Below are 25,743 nucleotides of genomic sequence, written 5' to 3'. Positions count from 1 at the left end.
AGCTACTGAATATTGTAACTATCCAGTCGCCTAATTATACTTGGGATTTCATCTGACACAAAAGAAGATGTGTCATAAATTAATCCAAAACCATCAGCATAATAAAATTTATCTAAACCAGAAGTTGGTTCACCATTGCTAATCATATAGCGTTCTGAATTTATACACGTGAATGTACCAGCTTCAACAGTCATTTCTGTTTCGCCTTCAACAAGAATTTCCCTTAAACTCAGATTAGGATCAGTATTTAAAATACGCTCTGTATAATTACTATTTGTAAATTTAACTCTACCATCATCCCAAATAAGGTTTCCGTCGTATTCTCTCAGATACTCAAAATGCTCTCCATTAGGATTGCAGAATGTGATGCCTTCCTCATTACCAGTAGTGAATCTTCTAAACTTGAAATAATCAACGCCTAAAATAGTTTCCTTACTAACGATACTAACAGAATCTACAACTCCTGTATATTCATAAGTTTGCATATTTACATTGTATTTATAGTTTTTATAAACCCAAGAATTGCCCACACGTAAAGCGTAGAAATTATCTTCTTGAAGTTCTTCGTTTGTTTGAGAGTCATCGTTAGAACATGAAAAAAATAACGATAGCATGCATACTGTGATAAGAATACGTTTCATAAAGTTAATTGATTTTAAAAATTGATTAATAAACGTAATTGTATAGAATAGAATTTGTTGGATTGGTTGGTTTAGATTTAAAACGAAGTGAGGTATAAATTATTGTGATATTTCAATGAAATGATTTTTCAAAGCTGAATATTCGGTATAAATTTAAATGTCTTGTTATTTAATTTATTTCTAAACCCATAACATAAAAATTATCATCATTTTTAATCCATTTATTTATGAGTTTATGATCGTGACTTTTTTTAGTATATTTTAATGAAAATCTTTTTTCTTTGTTTTTTCTTGTTCTCGTTTTAATAGCTGGAGTAGCGACCATGAGTCCTCCTTTTGACATAACGTGTTTTACAACATACTCATCATAATCTAAAATAACAAAAGCAACAAAAACACCTTCTTTCGGCATTTGTATATTATACTTACTTACATCTAGTGAATACACACGATCTCCATTTTTGTTTGAAGTCAAAATGTCTTCTTCTATTAATTTCTGTTTAGGTAATCTTGTTAATGTATCAATAGAGTATAGATTAGCCTTAAACTTTAAGTATTTTAAACCTTTTACACCAAGCATATCAACTAATTGATACGTTAATGTAGTAATTTTTCCTTCGTATTCAAATGGTATGAATGTTACTACTTTTGTATTCCAACCAAAATTTGATCCAGCACTAGCTCCTAATCCGCCAAATATTGCTCTGCGTACATTATATTTTTTTTTAGCTTCAATTTCAACTTCATCTAGTGTTTCAGATTTAGAAATTAAATAAATAATGGATTCATTAAATTGTTCTTTTTCAATTGAAAGTGTTTCATAACTTAAATGCGAAAAACTTATAGAACTGTATTTTATATCTTCTTTTATTTGAAAGTTTCCATGACTATCAGAATAACCAATGAAATTTTCATCTATGGAAACAGAAACATTTTCAATAGGTTGGTTTGAGTTGAAATCTAAAATCTTAATCTCTTGACAATAGAAAAGCTTAAAAGTGAAAATAGAAAAAATAGTGAAAATTAATTTCATGAATAATGTTAAGTATCTTTCAATAATTTAAACTAAAAAAGAACCATTTTATTATGCTAAAATGAGATTCTTCGATTCGCTCTGAATGACAAAAAAACTTAACATTGAGATCTTGAAACAAATCCAGATTGACAAGGTGACTAAAACAGTTGCTTAACCTCATCAAAATTTAAACCTCCGTAATTACTAGAGATTATAAAAGCTAACTAAAATATTACTTCACAATTTTTTAGTGTTTTTTTTGTTCTTTCTTTTTCCTCAACACTAAAACTATTTCCTTTTAAATTCAACTTATGTAATTTTTTAAGGTTTGTTATGGATTTAGGAAGTGAGTTTAGATTGTTATTTTCAAGATCAATTATTTCTAAATTTTTTAACTCATCAATACTTTCTGGCAATTCTTTTAAGTTATTATTTTCTAATGACAAATAAGTAAGTCCCTTTAATGTGGTTACTACAATTGGAACAACATCTAATCCATTACCTCCAAGAGATAAACTTATAAAGAACTCTAATTTTGCAAGAGCTTTAGGTAATTCTTTAATACTATTATTATCCAACCAAAGGACTTCCAAATATTTCATAGTACCAATCTCATTTGGTATACTAGTTAGTTTATTATTTTCTATTGAAATCCTTTCTAAATTTGTCAATAATAAAATTTCTGGGAAATCCGTGAAATGATTAAAATTAAGATCAATTTCTCTCAAATTATAAAGATTACTAAACGATTGAGGTAAGTTTCGAAGGTTATTATTATTCAATCTTAATGTTCTTAATGCCTCTAATTTTCCAAATGATTCTGGTAATTTTTCTAGTTTATTATTTGAAAGAGAGATTAAATCTAACCTTGATAAATTACTTATTGATTCTGGTAAAAAAAGTAATTCGTTATTCATTAAATAGACTTTATCTAATAAAGTTAATTTTCCAATTGATTTAGGCAGTGTTGTTAATTTACTATGCTCTAAAATAAGACCATCTAAATTACTTAAATCTCCAAATTCTTCTGGCAGTTGTGTATAATTTCCTCCTAAAACTTGCAATACTCGTAAATTAGGCAATAAACATATAGAGTCTGGAAAAACCTCAAAATTAACCGAGTTTAATAATAGTTTTTGCACTCTATAAGGTTCATTAAACGCTTCTTCAATAGATTTATATGTGCCATTATTTTGTGCAGACAGATTACAAAAAAAACAGCAAATCAAGATACTTTGCAATAGTTTTTTCATTTTAAACGATTAATTGCTTGACCTCATCAAAATCTAAACCTCCATAATTTCCAGAACTCATAAGCAATAAGGCTTTATTATCAAAATTTTGGGAAAATAAGTAATTTTTAAAGTCTTTAGGATTGGTGTAAATAATTAAATCGTCACGTTCAAAAGCATTGGCGATTTGTTCATGAGTGACCTCATCCAGTTTTTTAATTTCAACAGCATGAGGTGAATAAAATACCACAGCAACATCTGCTGCATCTAAAGCGCCTTTGTATTCTTTTAAAAATTCAGCATTTAAACTACTATACGTATGCAATTCCAAACAAGCGACAAGTGTTCTATCGCTATACTGTTCTTTCACAGCATTGGTAGTTGCTTCTACTTTACTGGGTGAATGTGCAAAATCTTTATAAGCAACACTTTTAGGAGATTCAGCAATTTTTTCCAAACGCTTACTTGCGCCTTTAAAAGTGGCAATGGCTTCATAAAAATCGTCTTCATCAATTCCCATGTGTTGACAAATCCATTTGGCACCAGCAAGGTTATTGAGGTTATGCTTTCCAAAGATTTCAACAGGCAAATCACCTTCAGGAGTTTCTAATAATGTTTGTCCGTTTTCAACACGATATTCAGGAGTTCTATAGGCTAACTTGCGAATAGGATTTTCGCTGGCTTCAACTACACGTTTAACTTCTAAATCTTCTTCGTTATAATTAATGCTTCCACCATTAACAATACTATCGACAAAAATCGAAAATTGTTCCACATAGTTTTCATAGGTAGGAAATACATTAATATGATCCCATGCAATGCCGCTTAGCAAAGCAATATTAGGCTTGTATAAATGAAATTTCGGACGTCTGTCAATTGGAGAACTCAAGTATTCATCACCTTCGAGAACTATAAAATCATTGTCCTCAGTGAGCTTTACCATCACATCAAATCCTTCTAACTGAGCACCAACCATATAATCAACATCACGACTATGATAATGCATCACATGTAAAATCATAGACGTAATGGTCGTTTTTCCATGACTTCCACCAATCACTACACGTGTTTTTTGTTTAGACTGTTCGTATAAAAATTCAGGATAACTGTAAATTTTCAGACCTAATTGTTGTGCTTTTAACAATTCAGGGTTATCAGCTTTTGCATGCATTCCTAAAACAATAGCATCTAATGAATTTGTGATTTTATCAGGAAACCATCCGAATGTTTCAGGCAATAAACCTTTCGCCTCTAAACGCGACTTTGAAGGATCAAAAATGGTATCATCACTACCTGTGACTTTATATCCTTTGTTATGTAAGGCAATTGCAAGATTATGCATTGCAGCTCCACCAATGGCTATAAAATGTACGTTCATGTGATATTTTTTTAAATGGAAATCAAAGATACTTTTTTTGTATGAATTGATTAAGGTTTTTCTATAGTCATGTGGTTTCCTCGCAAAGACGCAAAGTCGCTAAGTTTACTTGAATCTGATTACACTTAAGTGGTTTATAAATTTGAAATACTCATTTCATAAATTATTTACAATTCTAGTTATTCCACTTTTAATTAATGGACTATTAAAATTTATTAGTAAACCTAATTTCAAATTAGTTAGTTTTAAATAAGTTAGTAATTGTTTTGGGTGTACTGGATGGATTTCTTGAACGGATTTTATTTCAACAATAACTTTATTTTCAACTACCTAATCTGTTCTAAAATTCAAATTTAATAGTTGACCTCTCCATATTACTGGAAGAGGTTTTTGTCTTTCAACAATTAATCCTTCATTTTTAAGTTCACAATATAAAATCTCCTCATAAACAGACTCCAATAAACCAAGACCTAATTTGACATGGATTTGATAACTAACATCAACTATAATTCTAGATAATTGGTTTTCAGTCATAAGTTATTTCTATTTTACCTGAAAGACAGACATTTTAAGCACCTAATCTTTGCGACTTAGCGTCTTTGTGAGAATAGACACTAATCCAAATATGATTTTACAGCTTGTAAAGCATGTTCTAATCCGTCAGGATTTTTTCCACCTGCTGTAGCAAAAAACGGCTGACCTCCTCCACCGCCTTGGATGTATTTTCCTAATTCTCGTACTATGGTTCCTGCGTTTAAATCTTTGCTGGCTACAAGTTCTTTAGAAATATAACATGATAAAATTGCTTTTCCATCATTTTCTGCTCCAAAAAGAAGAAATAAATTATCAAACTGGCTACCCAATTCAAAGCATAAATCTTTAATACCAGAAGCATCTAAATCTATTTTCTTAGCTAAAAACTGAACGCCATTAACTTCAGAAATTTCATTTTTTAAATCGCCTTTAATAGACTTAGCCTTTTCTTTAAGTAAGTTCTCAATCTGTTTCTTTAAATCTGAATTTTCTTCCTGAAGATTTTGAAGTGCTTTTACTGGTTCTTTAGCGTTATTGAGTAAGTCTTTCATTTCAAAATACGCTCTGTTATTTTCAAAATAGAAATCTTTAACAGCATCATTTGTAATCGCTTCAATACGGCGAATTCCAGCTGCTACTGCGCCTTCTGAAACAATCTTAAAATGCCAGATATCACCTGTGTTTTTAACATGTGTTCCTCCACAAAGCTCTATCGATTGTCCGAAACGCACTGTACGTACTGTATCACCATATTTTTCTCCAAACAAGGCCATGGCACCTTCTTCGATGGCTTTATCCATTGGAATGTTACGCTGTTCCTGCAATGGAAGTTTACCTTCAATTCTGGAATTGACAAAATTCTCTACATCACGTAATTCTTCAACTGTAAGCTTTGCAAAATGAGAAAAATCAAAACGTAAATATTTTGAATGCACTGCAGATCCTTTTTGCTCAACATGAGTACCGAGAACTTCACGTAATGCCTGATGTAACAAATGGGTTGCTGTATGATTGCATTCTGTTCTGTTTCGTTGTTTTGTATCTACGGAAGCTTTGAATGTGGCATGAATATCTTTAGGTAAGTTTTTAGCAAAATGAATAATGACATTATTTTCCTTTTTGGTATCCACGATGTAAATGATATCACCTGAAGCGTCTTCTAAATAACCCTTATCGCCTACTTGTCCGCCACCTTCAGCATAAAACGGCGTTAAATTAAAGACCAGTTGATACATTTCGCCATCTTTTTTTGAGGTTACTTTTCGGTATTGCACTAATTTTACATTAGCTTCAGTCGTATCGTAACCAATAAATTCCTGTTCTTCATCTTCGACTAGAACAGTCCAGTCATCAGATTTAAGCTGTGAAGCCTGCTTCCCTCTTTCCTGTTGTTCTTTGAGTTTTTGCTCAAACTCATCATGATTATAAGTATAGCCTTTTTCACGAAGAATTAAATCGGTTAAATCTTCAGGAAAACCATAGGTATCTTTGAGTTCAAACACTTTTTTACCTGAAATTTCCTTAGATTTCGCATTACTAATAATTCGGTCTAATAATAACAACCCTTGATCCAAAGTTCTTAAAAAGGATGATTCTTCTTCCTTTACAACGTTTTCAATCAGTTGCTTTTGTTCTTTTAATTCAGGAAAAGCTTTTCCCATTTTTTTGACAAGCACATCAACCAATCTGTAAATAAACGGTTCTTTTTTATCTAAAAATGTAAATCCGTATCGAACAGCACGACGTAAAATTCTACGAATCACATAACCTGCTCCTGTATTGCTCGGCAATTGACCATCTGCAATAGAAAACGCTACAGCTCTTACATGATCTGAAACAACTCGAATAGCAATGTCTACCTTGTCGTTAGTTCCGTAATCTTTATTGGTAATGGTTTCAATTTCTCTGATGATAGGTGTAAACACATCGGTATCATAATTTGATTGAACCCCTTGTAACACCATACATAATCGCTCAAAACCCATTCCTGTATCGATATGTTTTGCTGGCAGATTTTCTAAACTTCCGTTGGCTTTTCGGTTGTATTGCATGAATACGAGATTCCAGATTTCAACAACCTGAGGATGATCCATATTGACTAATGACTTTCCGTCAACTTTAGCTTTTTCTTCATCTGAACGAATATCAACATGAATTTCACTGCATGGACCACAAGGACCTTGATCTCCCATTTCCCAAAAATTATCCTTTTTGTTGCCCATAAGGATGCGATCTTCAGAAATCAATTCTTTCCAGAAATCGTAAGCTTCCTGATCCATAGGTAACTTGTCATCATCGCTACCTTCAAAAACAGTTACATAAAGGATGTCTTTATCAATACCATAAACTTCAGTTAATAATTCCCATGCCCAAGCAATCGCTTCTTTTTTAAAATAATCTCCAAAGCTCCAGTTTCCGAGCATTTCAAATAAAGTATGGTGATAGGTATCATAACCTACTTCCTCCAAATCGTTATGCTTTCCTGAAACACGCAAACATTTTTGAGTATCAGCAATTCTGTTGTTTTTTGGTTCGGCATTTCCTAAAAAGAATTCTTTAAAAGGTGCCATTCCAGAATTAACGAACATGAGCGTTGGATCGTTTTTTAAAACCATTGGTGCTGAAGGTACGATACTGTGTTTCTTTTCCTGAAAGAAGTTTAAAAATGCTTGTCGAATGTCTTGAGACTTCATAATTAGAAATTAAATCCTTGTAAATTAATAAATTATGACACTTAAATTAATGAAAACCTCTAAAACTAAAGTTCAAATGACTTCAAAGTGTGAAACAATTTATATATTTGTGTGTTGTTCTATTATTCCTGCAAAAATAGAACTTTTTAAGATATGGCTAAAGTAAAATATTATTACGATTCTGAAACGCTTTCCTATCGGAAAATAGAGCGTAAAAAAAGAACTACTGTAAAGTTTACCATGCTGTTTTTATTAGCAGCAGCTTTATTTGGGTTTCTTTTTGTTTTTATTGCAAGTCAATATATCGAATCACCTAAAGAGCGTGCTTTAAAGCGAGAGTTAGCCAATTTAGAATTACAATACAAACTCCTCAATAAACGTGTAGACAATGCTTTTGCAGTATTGGAAAGTGTTGAAGAACGCGATAATGCTATTTATCGTTTATATTTTGAAGCCAACCCAATTCCTTCTGAACAGCGAAGAGCAGGTTTTGGAGGTATTAACCGATACAAAAAATACGAAGGTTATGACAATTCAAAACTCATCATTGAAAGTAATAAGCGTTTAGACCTTCTTCAAAAAGCCATTGTTGTGCAATCAAAATCTTTAGATGAAATTGCTGTTTTGGCAGAAGACAAAGAAAAATTTTTAGCTGCTATACCAGCCATTCAACCAGTTAAAAACGAGGATTTGAAATACATGGCATCTGGTTATGGCTATAGAACTGATCCCTTTACAAAGGTTCGGAAATTTCATTTTGGGATGGATTTCACAGCACCAAGAGGAACACCAATTTATGCCTCTGGAGATGGTGTTGTAACCCGAGCAGATAATAATGCATCTGGTTATGGTAAACATATTAGAATAGATCATGGTTATGGTTATGTTTCCTTATATGCACACCTATACAAATATAATGTACGTTCAAATCAAAAAGTAAAACGTGGTGATTTAATTGGTTTTGTTGGAAGTACTGGGCGTTCAGAAGCACCTCATCTTCACTATGAAATTTTTAAAGATGGAGAACGCATCAACCCAATTAACTTTTACTATGGAAACCTATCTGCAGACGAATATGCAAGACTGTTAGAAAAAGCATCTTTAGAAAACCAATCCTTAGACTAATGCACATAGATTTACCTGAAAAAAGATATTACAGTATTGGCGAAGTTGCTAAGGCATTTGATGTAAACACCTCTCTAATTCGCTTTTGGGAAAAAGAATTTGATGTTATTAAACCTAAAAAAAATGCAAAAGGGAATCGGAAGTTTACTCCAGAAGACATCAAAAACCTTCAATTTATTTATCATTTGGTAAAAGAACGTGGTTTTACTCTTGAAGGTGCCAAAACACATCTTAAAGAAGAGAAACAAAAAACATTGAACAACTTTGAAATTATCAACAAATTAGAAGGTATAAAAGCACAACTTATTAAAATTAAATCGCAGTTGTAACATATTCTGTTTTATTGCAACTAATACATACACTAACTAAAAAAAACACTAATCATGAAAAAATGGCTCATTCCTGTTATTGTCATTGCTATTTTAGCAATAGGATCTTATTCTTGGGTAAAAGGATTTAATAACACCGCAGTACAACTTAATGAAGATGTAAGCGAAGCTTGGGGAAATGTTCAAACGGCTTACCAAAGACGTAATGACCTTATTGGTAATTTAGTAAATACTGTTAAAGGTGCAGCAGACTTTGAACGCAACACACTAACCGATGTTATTGAAGCTAGAGCAAAAGCAACGTCAATAAATATTGACCCTTCAAATGTCACACCAGAACAATTAGCACAATACAATCAAGTACAAGGTGGTTTGAGTGGTGCTTTAAAAAGTTTATTAGTAACTGTTGAACGCTATCCAGATTTAAAATCTAATCAAAACTTTTTGAAACTTCAAGATGAACTCACCAGTACTGAAAACACGATACAAACTGCAAGAACGCGCTATAATGAAGCCATTAAGCCCTACAACGTTCATGTAAAAGAGTTTCCTAACTCTATTTTAGCTGGTATTCTAAATTTTGATGACAAGCCCTATTTTGATGCAGAAGTTGGTGCGGAAAAGCCAGTTGATGTCGAATTTGATTTTAATAACTAAGATGTCTAAAATTGAAGATTTCCTTTCAGCAAATGAGGAACAGGACATCGTTAAAGCCATTCGCATTGCAGAACAAAACACGTCTGGTGAAATACGAATTCATATTGAAAAGTCAACCAAAATTGATGCTTTTGATCGTGCTATGGAAGTCTTTCATTACCTTAAAATGGATAACACCAAACAACAGAACGGTGTGCTCATTTATGTTGCAGTAGAAGACAAGACCTTTGTGATTTATGGTGACAAAGGTATTAATGATGTGGTTCCTAAAGGGTTCTGGGACAGTACTAAAGATGTTATCCAATCCCATTTTAAACATGGTAATTTTAAACAAGGCCTTATAGAGGGCGTTTTAAAAGCTGGAGAACAGTTAAAGCAACATTTCCCTTGGATTCATGGAGATATAAACGAATTACCTAACGACATATCCAAAGGTTAATTTTTCAGCAAACGCTATGCAATATTCAGTAAATAGTAACAATAAGAAATCAGGTTATTCGAAACATATTTTCGTAATAATGTTTTCTCTTTTATGTTATTCACAAACCATTTTTGCTCAGTTTGATATTCCACAAATCCCTAAGGAACAGACCAGCGTTTATGATTATGTTAACCTGCTTTCAGCTTCTGAAAAAAGTAACTTAGAACAAAAATTGATTCGGTATTCTGATACTACATCTACACAAATAGTCGTTGCAATCATCGCAACCACAAAAGGTGAAAATATAGGACTACTAGCTCCAAAATGGGCTCATAAATGGGGAGTTGGCCAAGCCAAAGAAGATAATGGTGTTTTTGTTTTATTAGCCAGAGATGATCGTAAGATATGGATTTCACCTGGTTATGGCGTTGAAGACAGACTTACTGCAGGAGTTACAGGTGAATTAGTAAGAAATGTTATTATTCCTGAATTTAAAAAAGGGGATTATTATGAAGGACTTAATAGAGGTGCTGACGCTATTTTTGAAGTCTTAACTGGAGCTTATCAAGGCACTCGAAAAACGAATTCTGGTAACTCATTTCCTATAGGCTTCTTTTTCTTTTTATTTATCGTTTTCATGATATTCATTATTGCCATTTCTAAAAACAGACGTGGTGGTGGAAATAATGGAAAAGGTGGACGTCGCTCTGGAACCAGTATACTTGACGCTATTATCCTAAGTAATATGGGACGTGGTAACTATAGCGGAAGGTCTGGAGGTTTTGGAGGTAGTTCAGGTGGAAGTTTTGGTGGTGGCGGATTTGGAGGTGGATTCGGTGGAGGTGGTTTTTCTGGTGGTGGCGCTGGAGGAAGCTGGTAATTTGTTGTTTGTTAGAATAATGTTTCTACAATTATTTAACCGTCAATCATTTTCTTCGATTATAAATAAAGCTTCGACTGGCATTTTAAAAAGCCTAGCTAATTTAATGGCGAGTACCGCTGAAGGGACATATTTGCCTTGTTCAATTGCATTAATCGATTGTCGACTTACTCCTATTTCATCTGCTAAATTAGCCTGAGTCATATTATGTCTTGCTCGTTCTATTTTAATATTATTTTTCATGTTTAAGCTTTGGATTTCAAGAAATTAAATCTAACAATAAAGAACAGTAAAGGTGTAAACATATTATAGACCATTACATTGAAAAATGTGAAGTCATAGATAAAAATAGTCATAATTATTAATACCATATAATTGAACACAATAGCCCAAACTAAAGAATCTTTTCTGAGTTTGTAAATAAACTCATCTTCAACTTTCTCTTTAGAAAAGCCAACCAATAGGCCACCAATTATTATAAACAATGTTATAATTTCGTCTATAATACTATTTTCGATAATTTTAAAAAAACCTTCGTTATCTGAAAACAAAGAATCTCCATTATATAAAGCAAACACCTTCACCTGTAATAGATTTGATTCCAATCCAGATGCTATTAAAAACACTCCAGCAATAATACCTGTGATTAATAAAATCCATCCAGGAATTTTGTACTTATTTGATATTAGATAATCCGTTTTCATAATTAAATTTTAATATTACTTATCAAATGTAAATAAAAACATACAAATAGTAAAGCATAATTTACATTTTGTTAAAAATAATTTACATTTTGATAATAATTATATATTTTACATTTCGTATTGCAAAAACAAAAAGCACCATTTCGTTTAGAAATAGTGCTATAAATTATTTAGGAGTTGAGTTTATTTCTTACGCATATACACACTTATTGGTACACCTGTAAAATCAAACTGATCTCTTAATTGGTTCTCTAAGTAACGTTTGTAAGGTTCCCTTACATATTGTGGTAAATTACAGAAAAATGCAAATTGAGGTTGCGGTGTTGGCAATTGCATGATGTATTTAATCTTCACGAATTTACCTTTATACGCTGGAGGCGGATAGTTTTCTATAATTGGTAATAACACTTCATTAAGCTTACTCGTCTTGATCTTTTTAGTTCGGTTATTATACACTTCAACAGCTGTTTCAATGGCTTTGAAAATTCGCTGTTTATTAAGTACCGAAATAAATACTATTGGCACATCTGTAAAAGGTGCAATTTCTTCTCTTATTTTTCTCTCAAAATCACGAGTGGTCATGGTATCTTTTTCAACCAGATCCCATTTATTAACTAATATGACAATTCCTTTTCGGTTGCGTTGTGCTAACCAGAAAATATTTTGCACTTGTCCGTCAAATCCTCTTGTAGCATCTAAAACCAGCAAACATACATCACAATGTTCAATAGCTCTAACGCTTCGCATTACAGAATAAAACTCTAGATCTTCTTTAACTTTAGATTTTCGTCTGATACCTGCTGTATCAACTAAGTTAAATTCAAAACCATAACGGTTATATTTTGTATCAATAGAATCTCTTGTAGTTCCAGAGATGTCTGTTACGATATAGCGTTCTTCACCAATAAGTGCGTTTATAAAAGAGGATTTACCTGCATTAGGTCGACCGACAACTGCAAAACGTGGCAACTCATCTTTCTCTTCCTCTTCTTCTTTTTCAGGTAAAGCTTCAACTAAGGCATCGAGAAGGTCTCCTGTGCCACTACCATTTATACTTGCGATGGTATAATATTCACCTAAACCCAGTGAATAAAATTCAACCGCATCTTCAGCACGCTTTCCATTATCGACCTTATTAACTGCTAAAAAAACAGGTTTATCAACTTTGCGAAGTAGTTTTGCTACGTCTTCATCCATTCCTGTGACACCTGTTTCAACATCAACCATAAAAATGATTGCATCTGCTTCATCGATAGCTAATTCAACTTGCTTATCAATTTCAGCTTCAAAAACATCGTCACTTCCTTTTACATATCCTCCAGTATCAATAAGAGAAAACTCTTTTCCATTCCAATCACTTTTTCCATAATGCCTATCACGTGTTACACCACTTACAGCATCAACAATAGCTTCACGACGTTGAATTAAACGATTAAAAAACGTAGACTTTCCTACATTTGGTCTTCCTACAATGGCAACTATATTACTCATATTTCAAGATTTTATCTGCATTACATATCCTGTAAGCGGCTGCAAAGATACTAAATAAGTACTGATGTTGGGTTTATTTTACGTTAAACATCTTTTGTAATCATTTATTAAATAAAAAATAGTACTTTGAATTCCTATTTTAAATTAAAATGTCAACAACTAACACCATTGTTTTAAGGCCACGTTTTAAGTTTCATGTAAAACAAGATAACGATATGCTTTTGAAACTATTTGAAGACCAAAAAGCGAGACAATCTAATTTTGTTATATCGCGTATTGATGACCATGTATTTATTAGAATTCCAAAAGACAAACAACATTTCTGGTCACCTCAACTTCATTTAGAAATCAATAAAGAATTTGACAAAGACGGAAGCATTATCTATGGTTTATTTGGACCTAATCCAACCGTCTGGACCATGTTTATGTTTTTTCACTTCTTGGTGGCAGGATTATTTATCGCTTTTGGCATTTGGGCTTATGTGAATTGGTCTTTAGGCGACAATTATGCATTTCAATTGTTTTTCACCTTGTTTTCAGTGGTCATATGGTTTGCACTTTACTTTGGTGGACGCTTAGGAAAAAAAGCTGGAATGAATGAAATGCATCAACTACACCACTTTATGCGAGACACGTTGAGGAGTGAAGGCATTCATGCGGAAGACTAATTTACTTTTGGTTGTAACCAAAGCGCTTTAACTGGCGTTGATCGTTTCTCCAATTTTTATTGACTTTAACGTAGAGTTCCAGATGCACCTGTTTCCCGAAAAACTTCTCTAAATCTTTTCTAGCTTCAACACCAACTCGTTTCAAGGCAGATCCTTTATGTCCAATGATAATTCCCTTTTGAGTATCGCGTTCCACCATAATTACTGATCGCATTCTGATGATGTTTTCTTCTTCAAAAAACTCTTCCGTATCAACCTCAACTGCGTAAGGAATTTCCTTTTTATAATGCATTAATATTTTCTCTCTAATAGCTTCATTCACAAAAAAACGTTCAGGTTTATCTGTGAGTTGATCTTTAGGATAATAAGCTGGAGATTCTGGTAATAATTCTATAATTCTGTTAAATACATTCTGAACGTTAAACCCTTCTGTTGCCGAAATCGGGAAAAATTCAGCATTTGGAACTTTACTTTGCCATAGTTGCGACTGCTCCTCTAATTGTTCTTGATTAGACTTGTCAATCTTATTCAACAATAACAATACAGGAATTTTTGAAGTGGTGATTTTATTAAAAAAAGCTTCATCTTTCAACTCTTTTTCACCAATCTCAACCATATAAACAAGTACATCTGCATCATCAAAAGCGGACTTTACAAAATCCATCATAGATGCTTGCAACTCATAAGCGGGTTTAATAATACCTGGCGTGTCACTTAAAATAACCTGAAAATCTTCACCATTGACTATACCTAAAATACGATGTCTTGTGGTTTGCGCTTTAGAGGTAATGATAGATAATTTTTCACCAATAAAGGCATTCATCAGAGTGGATTTACCGACGTTTGGATTCCCAATAATATTTACAAAACCTGCTTTATGACTCATAATATACTTTTAAAACTGGCTACAAAGTTACGACCTTTATGAAACAATAAATAATATGAGTGATTTGATTATAAAAAAAGCTCATGATTTTATTATCACAAGCTTAAAATACGATTTATACTTTGAATCTCTAAGAAAGAGATAATGCCTAAATTCATTTTCAATTAACCTAAAGGATTACCTCCTGGATCTGGAGGAGAAGATGCTTGAGCTTTCTTCGGATTTAATATAATAAAAGTACCCATTGCTGTTAAAGCAGCATACTTCCCCATTTTTTTTAAGGCTTCCTTTCGTGTAACCTGATCTTCTGATTTGTTTTTTTTCATAATGGTCGGTTTTATATCTAAATATATGAAATTATTTAATAATGACCTTCTTAGATTTTTGTGTTAAGGTATTTTGAACAGTAACTACATAAACACCTTTACTTAAATTAGAAATGTCTACACGATGTTTAAGTTGGGTTGCATCAAGTTGAGTTGTAAATATCTTTCTTCCTCTTATATCATAAAGATTCAATAATGTATCCTCTTTTAACTTACCAGCTATAAGGAGTTCTTTTGAACTGTTTGATGCAAATATGTTCAACGTATTCCAACTGTTTTCAATCGTTGATAGCGCATCTTCAGATGTTCTTAAGTAAAAACGACCTGTACCTGACAAATTGTTTGCTGGCGTGAAGATGTAGTCACTATTATTTAACAACGTTGTTGTATTTGTAAATACATCTTCCAAATAAACATTTACTGAGTTTGGCAATGTTGATTCACTTATACTGAACGTCATCTGCTCACCTTGATTAGCATTTACTCCCAATGGAATCGAAACTTCAGATAAATCAATTGGATTGAGCGCTTGCAGAGCCATAGCTTTGCCTTCATTATTCTGAATTAAATGTGAATACAAATCAGAACTATCAAAAACCTCAGCATCATAACCAATATCTAAACCGAGTGATGCATTATCATTAAAATAAAACTCTGTTTTTGCAGTCTTAGTTTCTGAACTTAAGTCGAGTTTTAAATATACCAACTGGGAATTTCGACCTTGAATGAAATCGTCGCTATTTCCTGAGGAACGCATGGTTTCTTTAAATTCGAGATCATAAGTTGCAACATGACTTGCATTGGCACTTACAAAAAATCCTTGCCCAGGAGCAATAAGCGTAGATGCTGTTATTGTAGCCAAATTATAAATGGTCCAACCGTTGGTTGCACTACCATCATAGCCATAAATAGCTGCAGTACCTGAATCGAATAAATTTATATTAGTAACTCCAGGACTAACTTCATGAGTAAGAAAATCTTGAACATTTAGATATGTTGGATAAGGGTTTCCTACTAAATTCCATTTCGCTCTTATTGGTCCAGAATTTTCAATATCAACATCAATACTTCCTCCGTTTGGCTGGCCTCTAAAAGAGAGTGTTGAACCAGAAACTGTCGCTGCCCTATAACCTTGTCCACCAATCAATGGTAAATTAGTGCTACTATTTGTGTTTACATAATCACCCACTGTCTTATCAAAAGGTGCAAAAGCATAGGTTGTCGGTGACGTATTTCCATCATTTAATAAATCTGTAGCATTATTCACAGTATTTAAAAAGTCAGCAAAATATGGATTGTATATTGGTGACGCAACTAAGTCATTTCCATTGGCATTAGAGTTGACATACCGTTCATAAACAATTGTATTATTCGCTCCCAAACCACTTTCAATATCACCAGGAAAAAGACTAGAATAACTTGTAGATGTAGATTTTAATACTGGTGGTAAATTAGTTTCTAAAGTACTTCCTGTAAAATCTAAACTTGTTCCAGGTTCTAAAGTAATACTATTACAAACAGTTGAAAACGAAAAATTAGCATTTCCAGATTCAATAATTATATCATCTTCCGCTGTGGCCAAACCATCTGGATTTCCTGGTGACCAAATACCGTTATCGAAAGCATAGATGATTCCACAGGCATTACCACTAACTGAAATGGTTTGCATGCAAGTTTCAAAATTACCATTAGTATCTGTAGCTGTCCATGTAATGTTTGTATCACCAGTTAGATAAATACCAGATGCATCAGATGTTCCAGTAACGTCATTTACTAATGTTACTGGTGTAATAGGTGCTGTAGATACGACCCAATCTGAATTTATATCCATGTTAGTGAGTACTCCATCATTACCATTACCAGATTTATCAATCAAAACAGAATTTCCTAATCCTTCTTCAAAATTGTAGTAAGCCACTAAACCAGGTTCAGTTCCTATTAAAAGTTTATTGTAAGCATTATTTATTTCAGAAGGTTTTAGTGCCTTATTCCATAAACTTAATTCATCTATTTGTCCATTAAAATATTCGCTCTGATTAACATTAACATCTTCTCCAATGGCAAAGCCCAATGAAGATGAAGGAATAGAGGTAAATATTGTCGAGCCTGAATTCACTTCAACACCATTTACATATAATTTAAGCACGCCATTATTAAATGTACCTGCTACATGATTCCATGAATTTAAGGTTAATACATTTGGACTAATAACTCCTCCTCCATTTGCACCTGTAAACACAAGCCTTAAACCTCTACCATTTGCTAAAAAAGTAGGATTTGAACCGTCGTAGGTATCAAAAACAAACTCACCTTGAAAACTAGCACCACCAGAATATTTAGTAAAAATTCTTGAATAGGTATTGGCTCTTGGATATATCCATGCCTGAACCGAAAACTCTGAAGTAAAAGTTAGAGATGCGCTATTAGATATGAGTACTCTATCATTGAGACCATCAAAATCTAATGTAGTATTTGCAGCACTAGGCACTTCACTTATTGTAGGCGAAATTACCATTAAGTCTTCTCCACAAATTAATTCACTTAAGTTAAAGGATTGATTTGTACAATTAATAGTTAATGTGGTAGCATCTTGAGGCTGAGTTGAGGTGTTATCATTAATATTAGGAACTTGTGCATTAAGGGTTAAAAAAGTAGCGCCAAGAATAAGGGCTAATGAAAACATAGATTGTTTTTTCATGATACATGTTATATTGGTTAGTATATGCCTTAACACATGTATATTTTCTAGAGTATGATAATACTGTATCTAAAAAGAGGTTATCAAACAAAATGTAAATCTGGGAATGTTACTTTATATTTTAATAATTCGAAAAACGACTAAAAAATAAAGATAGGAAAATTCACTCAATACGTTACCGAATAATTCATAACCCTGAACTTATTCGATTAATAGCAAATATTTGGGTTTAATAACTACAAAACTAAGTTGTTTTTCAGACGCATCTGTAAATATTTACGACCTTGGTTTATCTATCCCTCGATCATACATGACAATACTTCCTGCAACAGATACATTTAGACTTAATTGTGATTTGAATTTAACTAAAAAATGACTTTTTTCAATGGCCTGATTGGATAATCCATGATCTTCTGCTCCAAGCAAATATACGCAACGTCTGGGATGATGAAAGGTTTCTAAATCTTCAGCGTTTTCTGTTAATTCTACACCAACTAATCGTGTCCCTTTAGGTAAATTATTAAAGAAATCCTCAAAGGTTTCGTAGTGAAAATAAGGTATTGATTTTACAGCATTGTGTGTATCACAGGCTTGTTTTGCGTATCGATTTCCTATGGTAAAAATAAAACTAGCTCCAAGATTTTGTGCTGTACGCCAAAGCACTCCTAAATTTTCTGGTGTTTTTCCGTTTTGAATCCCTATTCCGAAGAATTCATTTTTGAAATTATCATTCATTATACAAAAATAGAAAACCTCTTGATTTCTCAAGAGGTTTTTAGTAGAGCGTACAGAAAAAATATCGAACCAACTTATTAGTGAATTAGAGAAATTTGATGATATATCTGGCTTACATAAATGATTTTAATTAGAGTTTGAATCTTTCCAACTCCACAATTAAACCTTTATATTTAATTAATACATGAGTTTTGTTTTATAGTTAAGATTTTAAGCCTTATTTTAAATAATTACTTGTTCTCATTATCATGATAAAATCCTGTAATTTTCCATTTAGCATATTTTGAATCGTAAAATTAATTCCACTCGAGAGGGTTTAAACCTAACTCCCATACCACTATATTTAAAGGGCTTTTCACACGTTTAAAAAAACTTGGTGAAACAATGGTGAAACGTCAATTTTTCATTACCAAATACAAATGTATAAAAATTGTAATAAAACTTCTATTAGTTGTTGTTATTTGCTGATACAGAAAGTCGTTTATTATTATATATGACGCTTTCAATAGTTTGAATACCAATGTGGTACAATTAAAATCTAAATAGAATAAAGTTTTACTATTTAAAAATTTATAAGACTGGCATAATTAGAAAATGAGTAATTATTACCGTATTTTAAACTACAGCATTTTATTGTCCCAAGCTTCATAAACAACTAACAATGTGCTTGTTAATCATCTTTTTTATATGATCTCAATCATTGGTCATAGCCATTGCATATATAATATTGATTATATAAATGGATTAACGAAGAGGTGGCTAATGTAGACAATTCGTTTCAAAAATTTATTATTGATTCGTAAAAAAACTCATGAGGAGCAAGTAATATTTTAATCAATATAAACTTTAATACATGAAAAACTTAGTAGAATCAGATCGTATTAAAGCAGAAAAACTAGCTGTAGAGCTCAATGTTTTATTAGCAGATTTTAAAATTTTCTACCAAAACCTAAGAGGGCCTCACTGGAATATAAAAGGAAAAGAGGTTTTGAGTTACACGATAAGTTTGAGGAATTACACAAAGATGCCTAAGTTAAAATTGACGAAATCACAGAACGAATTCTAACGTTAGAAGCAGTACCACTTATCAAGGTATTGGAAAACTCCGACACCCAAATTGGCATATTGGTCTTAAAAGAGAAGGAAACACTCTCAGACATGGTGACAAATAATTTAGAAGTTTTGTTAGACTATCTCAAGAAGTATTCAGGTAAAACAATAAACTTAAAATTTTTAAAACCAGCTTGTAAATTAAAAGATTATGCTTCCACTCACAATGACGAAATCATTTGCGTAGTAGATAACAAACCCGACTTGTTTAGAAAAATTAGTGTTGTAAAACCGAAAGTGATTTCAACATTAAAAGAATTAAACAGCAACACCGTTTTAACAGTACACCAATAGGGTGAGTACATAAAATTATGATAATATTTTTGTTGTGAGTAAGGTTCCCCAAACCTTGTTTCTGTATGCAAAGTCATAATTATTGATAGTAATAAAACACCCTTTGACTTTGCATTTCAAACCGTAAGAGATTCATTGCTATCACGTTTTCTTTTATACAAACTTGGCTACCATCGGCAGTAATAAATGCCGTAGATAGCTCTACAGTATCTCAAGTATAGTTCGTTGGTATTTCAACAATTTGAGTCCCTATTGTTCTGTCTACTTGATCAATTATGGAAATAGATTCTTTCTTTGATGAATTGTAAATGTATAAATAGTTTAAAATTTGTAAATTAGTTTTTATTATATTCTCTAATGGATCAGCCCGTAAAAATATTTAGATTTGGTATAAAAGATGCCCAAAAAGTAGCTTCATCAATACATCAGCCTCATACTCATGATTTTGAAGAAATCCTTATAGGTATGGATGGGTCTATAGAACATTTTATTGATTTTGAGACCACGATTATTCCCGCTCCTTACGTTTGTTTTGTAAGCAAAAGGAAGATTCATAGAGTAAAACCCATTTTAAAAGACGGCAAGTGCGATGTTTGGGTTATAAGGTTCCACAGTGAATTTGCGGCTGAAATAATCTTTCAGCTCTACTCCGCTTTTCATAACAATGCTAATATTTTTTGGCCAGTTGAAAGGCTTACGGGACGTCTTCCGGTTTTGACTGAAATGATGTATAACGAATTAACGCAACCAAGCCCAGATTTTTCCATTATTAGACATTTGCTTAATGCTGTGATATCGATTGTACTGTCAGAGAAACAACAGCAACAAAGTGCAGATGTATCAACCAACCAAAATGAAACGTTCACTAATTTTCTATCTATTTTAGAAGAAAATTTTCGCCGTCCTTTAAGTGTTGGTTTCTACGCAGAAAAGCTGTTTATGAGTACCCGGAATCTCAATTTGATTTGCCAAAATATCCTGCAGCAAAGTGTATCTGAAATCATTGAAACCAGAAAGTTAATTGAGGCGAAAAATCTATTAGCTTCCACAGACAAAACCGTTGCAGAAATAGCCTATGAATTGGGTTATAATGAAAACTCTTACTTTTCTAATGTTTTCAAAAAGAAATCTGGACAAACACCAGGTGAGTTTAGGGACGAGATGAAAACTATGCTTACTTCCTAAAACTATAATCCATCTACCGAAAAGTGTAATTAGGACTTATTGCTTCTCACTTAATTTTGTAGTCAAATAGTTATTAATCCTTTAAATTTATTTGATTATGAAAAAATTAATGATTTTAGCAGTACTGACCTTATTTACTGCTGGTGCATTTGCACAGAACCAATGGAAGGTAGATCCTTACCACTCATCTTTGAATTTTAATATTAAACATTCGGGAATTAGTTTGGTAAATGGAAAATTTATGGACTATACTGGAACTTTATCTACCACAGGAGACGCTCTAACAGGTGCTGCCTTTAATTTTACGGTACAAACCACCAGTATTAATACCAATGTAGACCAAAGAGATAAGCATTTAAGGAGTGCCGATTTTTTTGAAGTAGAAAAGTACCCAACCATGACTTTTAAAAGTTCGCAAATTTTAGCAACTGGCAAACCAGACCATTATCTACTTTATGGTACTTTGACTATAAAAGATGTTACCAAAGCTGTTGTTTTTGATGTTTATTATGGTGGCATAGCCAAAAGCGAACAAGGTGAAAAGTTGGGTTTGAAAGCCAAGACAACGATAAATAGGTTTGATTACAACATTAATTACGACCCTACAGCAGCAGGCATTGGAAAAGATGTGAACATTATTGTTCACTTACAGTTTGCCAAACAGTAAGATTATTACCAACTGAAGTATCAACAGTTAAAATTTAGAAATCATGAAAAATTTTAAAACACAAAAAATAAGTAAGCAAGATGTTTATGTTAGATATTGGATTGCTGCTATTCTAACTCTAATAGTATTAAAAGGAGAATTGGTGGGATTTCCATTTTACTTCTTACTTCTATTAGCTGCATCCTTGTTGCTAACAGGTATTATAGAAAGGAGTTTTATCAAATCCAAGCTATATCCGGATAAATAACATAAGAACAAGGTCTATAAAAATATTTTTAATTAAAAGAAGAACACTATGAATGCTGATATGAGAAACCCAATGATTTGTGACCCAGAAACAGGTATTTGTGAACTATCCACCAATGATGGGACAGATGCCCAAGGTGCTGTTACAATAGAAAAAAGTGAGAAACCAATTCGGGTAATTTATTATACTGACCCTATCTGTTCAAGCTGCTGGGGCATAGAGCCCCAATTGAGAAAGTTAAAGCTAGAGTATGGCCATTTACTTCACTTTGAATATAGAATGGGTGGTTTATTACCCGACTGGAATTATAACGGTGGTGGCATTAGTAAGCCAGAAGATGTTGCACAGCACTGGGATGATGTCAGCTATTACTTGCAAATGCCCATAGACGGGGACATTTGGTTGGAGGACCCTCTGCATTCTTCCTATCCGCCCTCTATAGCCTTTAAATCTGCACAGTTGCAGGACGACCAAAAGGCGCTCGTATTTTTACGACGACTGCGCGAACTGTTGTTTGTTGAAAAGAAGAATATCACCAAATGGGAAAACATGGTCATGGCGGCTGTTGATGCACAATTGGATGTGAATCAATTAAAAGAAGATTATCTAAACGGAAACGCAGAACAAGATTTTTTAGAGGATTTGGAACTTGGTCGACAATTAGGTATTCGTGGTTTCCCTACCATCCTATTTATAAATGAAGAAGGAAACGACCAAATTGTATATGGTGCAAAACCTTATGCAGATTATGAGTTGGCTATTAAGAAGTTATTGCCCATAAGCAAGAAAAAGCCATATAACAAATCGTGGGAAAATTTGATAGTCCACTATCAGTCACTTACGGTAAAGGAATATGCGGAATTGTCATATATCAACATTCTTATAGCGAAACAAACTCTTGAATCGTTGAGCAGTAACAACCAACTAAAAAAAACAGTAACCAAAAATGGTAATTTGTATAGTCTGTGAACATGAAATTTATTACTTAAAAATAGAAAGCATAAACAATGAAACCTAGATATATTAAATACCCAGATTACTGCAATGTAAACACAGGATTATGTGTTATACCCGTTCAATTTATAGATCCCGTTGAGATTACAAACGCTCATTTATCTGATAACTGTTTTTAGAACAAAATTAATTGATAATAATAGATACCATGAAAGTATATACAACCTTAACAGAAGCCATAAACGATTTAACACGAAGAGGCTATACTTTCAATTTCAATCTAAAAAATGATAGTGTTGAGAGCATGGCAAACCATTTGAAAATTAAACCTGATGAATTTGAAATTGATGAAGTACATCGTTTTCAAGAAATGTCTGATGTAGACAATGAGAACATTTTATATGCTATTTCGTCAATCATAAACGATGCTAAAGGTCTATTGATAAATGCTTATGGGATTTATGCTGATACAACTTCAGCTGAACTGGTTTCGAAGCTTGATAAGCACTTCAATTAGTCAATATTAGTCGATTTATACACCTACGCAAAAAAAATAAAAGTTTAATGAATACAATAATTTCAATTTTAGCAAAAAGTCAATCACTATTTATCAATCTAACACGTTTTTCCATATTTGTAGTTATGGTTTGGATTGGAGGTTTAAAAGCATTTCAATATGAGGCAGACGGCATTGTGCCATTTGTTGCCAACAGCCCACTAATGAGTTTCTTTTATAGCAAGGAGACACCTGAATATAACATGTACAAAAACCCGGAAGGTAAAACTGTACAAAAAAACATTGACTGGCATAAGGAAAACAGGACTTATATTTTCTCTTATGGATTAGGCGCAATGATTATTGTAATTGGACTACTTACTTTATTAGGAATATGGTATGCTAAAATTGGATTAATTGGAGGTTTATTAACCTTTGTAATGTCTTTGGTTACCCTTTCATTTTTAATTACCACGCCAGAGGTATTTGTTCCTAATTTGGGAGGTGATTTTCCAACACCACATTATGGCTTCCCCTATCTATCAGGGGCAGGCAGATTGGTTTTAAAGGATGTTATTATGATGGGCGCTGGTTTAATCATAGCGTCTGATAGTGCAAAAAAAATATTATCTTTAAAATGAATTATTTAGAAATTGTCATTTAATATGTTTGGAAAACTAAATTTGTCCAAATGAAACAACAACTATGTGAAAAAATTTTTTAACTGGACTTATGTTGCTCCAATCCTGACATTGATTCTTGCAATGACAGGTTTAATTGGAAGTGCTGGTGTTTTTTACTGGTTCGCCAAAAGCCTTGGTAGGAGTTGTCATTTCTTTTATAATTCTTCTTCCTGAAGGTATTTCGGCCATTAGAGCCGCTTCAAAGAATAGATTTCAAAGCAGTATCAACCTTTCTTTAGGATCTGCCATAGCCAGTATAGGGTTAAGTACCCCTACGGCAGCCTTTTTATGTATTTGGTTGGATATCCCATTGGTACTTGGTATTGATAAAAAATCCATGGTATTACTCGCCCTTTCTTTGTTTACAGTCATGCTTTCATTGAATAAAGGCAAAACCAACCTTAACTATGGCACCGTGCTCGTTATGATTCTCTTTGCTTATATCTATACGATTATTTATCCTTATTTCTTCAAAGTTGTAATGCAATATGATTAGTTAAGCTTAACAAGCTTAAGTTTTAATTAAACACAGCTTTTTCTGAAAATTACAATATTTCTTCCAATAAGTGTAAACACTTAGGCTTTCTAAATCACGACCTTTATTCTATAAACAATAAAATAAATAAGTCATGAAAACCACAGAGGAAAAACAAGTACCAAGACTATCAATAGCACTGAAATTAATTATCGCCTATATCATTATCCTATTAGGAGATAAGATATTTGTATAGCTTGGGAAACAGACCGCTTTTACTTTGAAAGTTAAAAAAGAGTCATTAAGAGTAATCCAAATATTAAATCATAAAGAAAGAAAACTATGATTTCCTAAATCTATAATTCAACTTCCTAAAACTGTAATAGGGACGCTGATATGGCAATTATCTTTGTATCAACATATTAACATAAAATATATACATTATGGAAAAAGTTGTAAGACGATTAGAAAATAAAGTGGCCATTATAACTGGTGCAGCCGGTGGTATGGGTGAAGCCGAAGCAAAATTATTTGCAAAAGCTGGAGCAAAGGTAATTATAACTGATATTCAGGAAGAAAAATTACAAAAAGTTGCTAACGATATAAGAAGGGAAGATGGCCATGTAGAATATGTAGTGCATGATGTTTCATTAGAAGAAGATTGGAAAAAGGTTGCCGAAATAGCGAAAAAATCTTTCGGTAAGATTGACATACTCGTAAACAATGCCGGTATTCTAGGAAATGTTATGGGTGTCCTTGAGGAGCGAACCACAGAAGAGTTTAAAAAAGTTATAGATATTAATCTTTTAGGTCAATTTCTTGGAGTTAAAACAGTTGTACCGTACATGAAACAAATTGGAGGTGGTTCAATTATTAATATTTCATCTGTTGGTGGTATTACAGGGTCTTCTAATGGTACAGCTTATACCGCTTCTAAAGGTGGTTCTAGAATTTATACTAAAGGAGCGGCAGTAGAATTGGCGAAAGATAATATACGTGTTAACTCTGTACATCCTGGATATGTTGCCACACCAATGACAAAAGACATGAAAGGCGCTTCCGATTTTGAAAAGGGTGCTCTATCAATAACTCCAATGGGGAGAGGAGCTGAATATCATGAAATTGCTTATGGTGTATTGTTCCTTGCTTCGGACGAATCTTCTTTTATGACTGGATCGGAATTAATAATTGACGGAGGGCTAACAGCACTATAAATTTA

General features: G+C 32.7%; 27 protein-coding genes and 2 pseudogenes. 16 read left to right on the top strand and 13 right to left on the bottom strand.

Translation table 11 applies throughout. The annotated features are described in order from the left end of the window. Positions 1-2: 2 nt before the first annotated feature. The 6 genes and pseudogenes from ACRHNM_RS12495 to alaS form a co-directional block, all read right to left on the bottom strand. Entirely contained in the window at positions 3-641 is a 639-nt protein-coding gene (locus ACRHNM_RS12495; RefSeq protein ID WP_431136991.1) for a hypothetical protein, read from the bottom strand. Positions 642-810: 169 nt separating this feature from the next. After that, a complete protein-coding gene (locus tag ACRHNM_RS12490) occupies positions 811-1,674 on the bottom strand; it encodes a hypothetical protein (RefSeq protein WP_431136990.1) in 864 nt (287 codons plus the stop codon). Between the two features lie 206 nt (positions 1,675-1,880). After that, a complete protein-coding gene (locus ACRHNM_RS12485) occupies positions 1,881-2,909 on the bottom strand; it encodes a leucine-rich repeat domain-containing protein (RefSeq protein ID WP_431136989.1) in 1,029 nt (342 codons plus the stop codon). A 1-nt stretch (position 2,910) separates the two neighbouring features. Then, positions 2,911-4,266 carry a UDP-N-acetylmuramate--L-alanine ligase gene (locus tag ACRHNM_RS12480; protein WP_431136988.1) on the bottom strand — a complete coding sequence of 452 codons (1,356 nt, stop codon included), beginning with the start codon at positions 4,264-4,266 and terminating at the stop codon, positions 2,911-2,913. A gap of 156 nt (positions 4,267-4,422) precedes the next feature. Next, positions 4,423-4,800, bottom strand: a pseudogene (locus ACRHNM_RS12475) (GxxExxY protein). A gap of 80 nt (positions 4,801-4,880) precedes the next feature. Beyond that, the gene (alaS, locus tag ACRHNM_RS12470) at positions 4,881-7,493 is read right to left on the bottom strand and encodes an alanine--tRNA ligase (RefSeq protein ID WP_431136987.1); all 2,613 of its coding nucleotides are present in this window, start codon (positions 7,491-7,493) and stop codon (positions 4,881-4,883) included. A 153-nt stretch (positions 7,494-7,646) separates the two neighbouring features. Between alaS and ACRHNM_RS12465 the strand changes: the two genes are divergently transcribed. The 5 genes from ACRHNM_RS12465 to ACRHNM_RS12445 are packed head-to-tail and all read left to right on the top strand — an operon-like array spanning position 7,647 to position 10,905. Beyond that, entirely contained in the window at positions 7,647-8,618 is a 972-nt protein-coding gene (locus ACRHNM_RS12465; RefSeq protein WP_431136986.1) for a M23 family metallopeptidase, read from the top strand. Further along, the gene (locus ACRHNM_RS12460) at positions 8,618-8,947 is read left to right on the top strand and encodes a MerR family transcriptional regulator (protein WP_431136985.1); all 330 of its coding nucleotides are present in this window, start codon (positions 8,618-8,620) and stop codon (positions 8,945-8,947) included. The genes ACRHNM_RS12465 and ACRHNM_RS12460 overlap by 1 nt, the downstream gene beginning before the upstream one ends. Before the next feature lie 54 nt (positions 8,948-9,001). After that, a complete protein-coding gene (locus ACRHNM_RS12455; protein ID WP_431136984.1) occupies positions 9,002-9,604 on the top strand; it encodes a LemA family protein in 603 nt (200 codons plus the stop codon). A gap of 1 nt (position 9,605) precedes the next feature. After that, positions 9,606-10,043: a TPM domain-containing protein gene (locus ACRHNM_RS12450; protein WP_431136983.1), complete on the top strand. Its 438-nt coding sequence runs from the start codon at positions 9,606-9,608 to the stop codon at positions 10,041-10,043. A 16-nt stretch (positions 10,044-10,059) separates the two neighbouring features. After that, positions 10,060-10,905, top strand: coding sequence for a TPM domain-containing protein (locus tag ACRHNM_RS12445; protein WP_431136982.1), 846 nt, complete (start codon positions 10,060-10,062; stop codon positions 10,903-10,905). Positions 10,906-10,947: 42 nt separating this feature from the next. On the opposite strand, the gene ACRHNM_RS12440 is transcribed toward ACRHNM_RS12445, so the two are convergent. The 3 genes from ACRHNM_RS12440 to der all read right to left on the bottom strand — a co-directional run bounded on the left by ACRHNM_RS12440 (position 10,948) and on the right by der (position 13,100). Next, the gene (locus ACRHNM_RS12440; RefSeq protein ID WP_431136981.1) at positions 10,948-11,148 is read right to left on the bottom strand and encodes a helix-turn-helix transcriptional regulator; all 201 of its coding nucleotides are present in this window, start codon (positions 11,146-11,148) and stop codon (positions 10,948-10,950) included. Positions 11,149-11,150: 2 nt separating this feature from the next. Next, positions 11,151-11,609 (bottom strand): hypothetical protein, encoded by a 459-nt coding sequence (locus tag ACRHNM_RS12435; protein WP_431136980.1) that lies wholly within the window; start codon positions 11,607-11,609, stop codon positions 11,151-11,153. A gap of 183 nt (positions 11,610-11,792) precedes the next feature. Further along, entirely contained in the window at positions 11,793-13,100 is a 1,308-nt protein-coding gene (gene der / locus ACRHNM_RS12430) for a ribosome biogenesis GTPase Der (protein ID WP_431136979.1), read from the bottom strand. A 149-nt stretch (positions 13,101-13,249) separates the two neighbouring features. Between der and ACRHNM_RS12425 the strand changes: the two genes are divergently transcribed. Then, positions 13,250-13,768: a GTP-binding protein gene (locus ACRHNM_RS12425; RefSeq protein WP_431136978.1), complete on the top strand. Its 519-nt coding sequence runs from the start codon at positions 13,250-13,252 to the stop codon at positions 13,766-13,768. Between the two features lies 1 nt (position 13,769). Here ACRHNM_RS12425 and era read toward each other — a convergent pair whose 3' ends face one another. From era to ACRHNM_RS12405, 4 genes are all read right to left on the bottom strand, one after another. Beyond that, positions 13,770-14,654, bottom strand: coding sequence for a GTPase Era (era, locus tag ACRHNM_RS12420; protein ID WP_431136977.1), 885 nt, complete (start codon positions 14,652-14,654; stop codon positions 13,770-13,772). A 164-nt stretch (positions 14,655-14,818) separates the two neighbouring features. Continuing rightward, positions 14,819-14,980: a hypothetical protein gene (locus tag ACRHNM_RS12415; RefSeq protein WP_431136976.1), complete on the bottom strand. Its 162-nt coding sequence runs from the start codon at positions 14,978-14,980 to the stop codon at positions 14,819-14,821. A 31-nt stretch (positions 14,981-15,011) separates the two neighbouring features. Continuing rightward, positions 15,012-17,678 (bottom strand): LamG-like jellyroll fold domain-containing protein, encoded by a 2,667-nt coding sequence (locus tag ACRHNM_RS12410; protein ID WP_431136975.1) that lies wholly within the window; start codon positions 17,676-17,678, stop codon positions 15,012-15,014. 276 nt (positions 17,679-17,954) lie between these two features. Further along, complete coding sequence (locus ACRHNM_RS12405) at positions 17,955-18,413, bottom strand: RNA methyltransferase (RefSeq protein WP_431136974.1); 459 nt, start codon at positions 18,411-18,413, stop codon at positions 17,955-17,957. A gap of 853 nt (positions 18,414-19,266) precedes the next feature. On the opposite strand from ACRHNM_RS12405, the pseudogene ACRHNM_RS12400 reads away from it, so the two are divergent. The 10 genes and pseudogenes from ACRHNM_RS12400 to ACRHNM_RS12355 all read left to right on the top strand — a co-directional run. Then, a pseudogene (locus tag ACRHNM_RS12400) lies at positions 19,267-19,442 on the top strand (DNA starvation/stationary phase protection protein); the annotation flags it as partial. A gap of 129 nt (positions 19,443-19,571) precedes the next feature. Beyond that, entirely contained in the window at positions 19,572-19,817 is a 246-nt protein-coding gene (locus tag ACRHNM_RS12395) for a hypothetical protein (RefSeq protein WP_431136973.1), read from the top strand. Positions 19,818-20,174: 357 nt separating this feature from the next. After that, positions 20,175-21,002 (top strand): helix-turn-helix domain-containing protein, encoded by an 828-nt coding sequence (locus ACRHNM_RS12390; RefSeq protein ID WP_431136972.1) that lies wholly within the window; start codon positions 20,175-20,177, stop codon positions 21,000-21,002. A gap of 97 nt (positions 21,003-21,099) precedes the next feature. Next, positions 21,100-21,669: a YceI family protein gene (locus ACRHNM_RS12385; RefSeq protein WP_431136971.1), complete on the top strand. Its 570-nt coding sequence runs from the start codon at positions 21,100-21,102 to the stop codon at positions 21,667-21,669. A 43-nt stretch (positions 21,670-21,712) separates the two neighbouring features. Then, positions 21,713-21,916: a hypothetical protein gene (locus ACRHNM_RS12380; protein ID WP_431136970.1), complete on the top strand. Its 204-nt coding sequence runs from the start codon at positions 21,713-21,715 to the stop codon at positions 21,914-21,916. Between the two features lie 48 nt (positions 21,917-21,964). Next, a complete protein-coding gene (locus ACRHNM_RS12375; protein ID WP_431136969.1) occupies positions 21,965-22,885 on the top strand; it encodes a DsbA family protein in 921 nt (306 codons plus the stop codon). A gap of 193 nt (positions 22,886-23,078) precedes the next feature. Beyond that, positions 23,079-23,387 carry a phosphoribosylpyrophosphate synthetase gene (locus tag ACRHNM_RS12370; RefSeq protein WP_431136968.1) on the top strand — a complete coding sequence of 103 codons (309 nt, stop codon included), beginning with the start codon at positions 23,079-23,081 and terminating at the stop codon, positions 23,385-23,387. A 47-nt stretch (positions 23,388-23,434) separates the two neighbouring features. Further along, positions 23,435-24,007 carry a DUF417 family protein gene (locus ACRHNM_RS12365; RefSeq protein ID WP_431136967.1) on the top strand — a complete coding sequence of 191 codons (573 nt, stop codon included), beginning with the start codon at positions 23,435-23,437 and terminating at the stop codon, positions 24,005-24,007. 142 nt (positions 24,008-24,149) lie between these two features. Further along, positions 24,150-24,545: a hypothetical protein gene (locus ACRHNM_RS12360; protein ID WP_431137064.1), complete on the top strand. Its 396-nt coding sequence runs from the start codon at positions 24,150-24,152 to the stop codon at positions 24,543-24,545. 422 nt (positions 24,546-24,967) lie between these two features. Next, positions 24,968-25,738, top strand: coding sequence for an SDR family NAD(P)-dependent oxidoreductase (locus ACRHNM_RS12355; protein WP_431136966.1), 771 nt, complete (start codon positions 24,968-24,970; stop codon positions 25,736-25,738). The last annotated feature ends 5 nt before the right edge of the window (positions 25,739-25,743 follow it).

This window comes from Psychroserpens mesophilus, from assembly GCF_050617655.1.
GTDB lineage: Bacteria > Bacteroidota > Bacteroidia > Flavobacteriales > Flavobacteriaceae > Psychroserpens > Psychroserpens mesophilus_A.
Note: the sequence above shows the minus strand (reverse complement) of the source record. Positions and strands in the feature narration are given on the sequence as shown.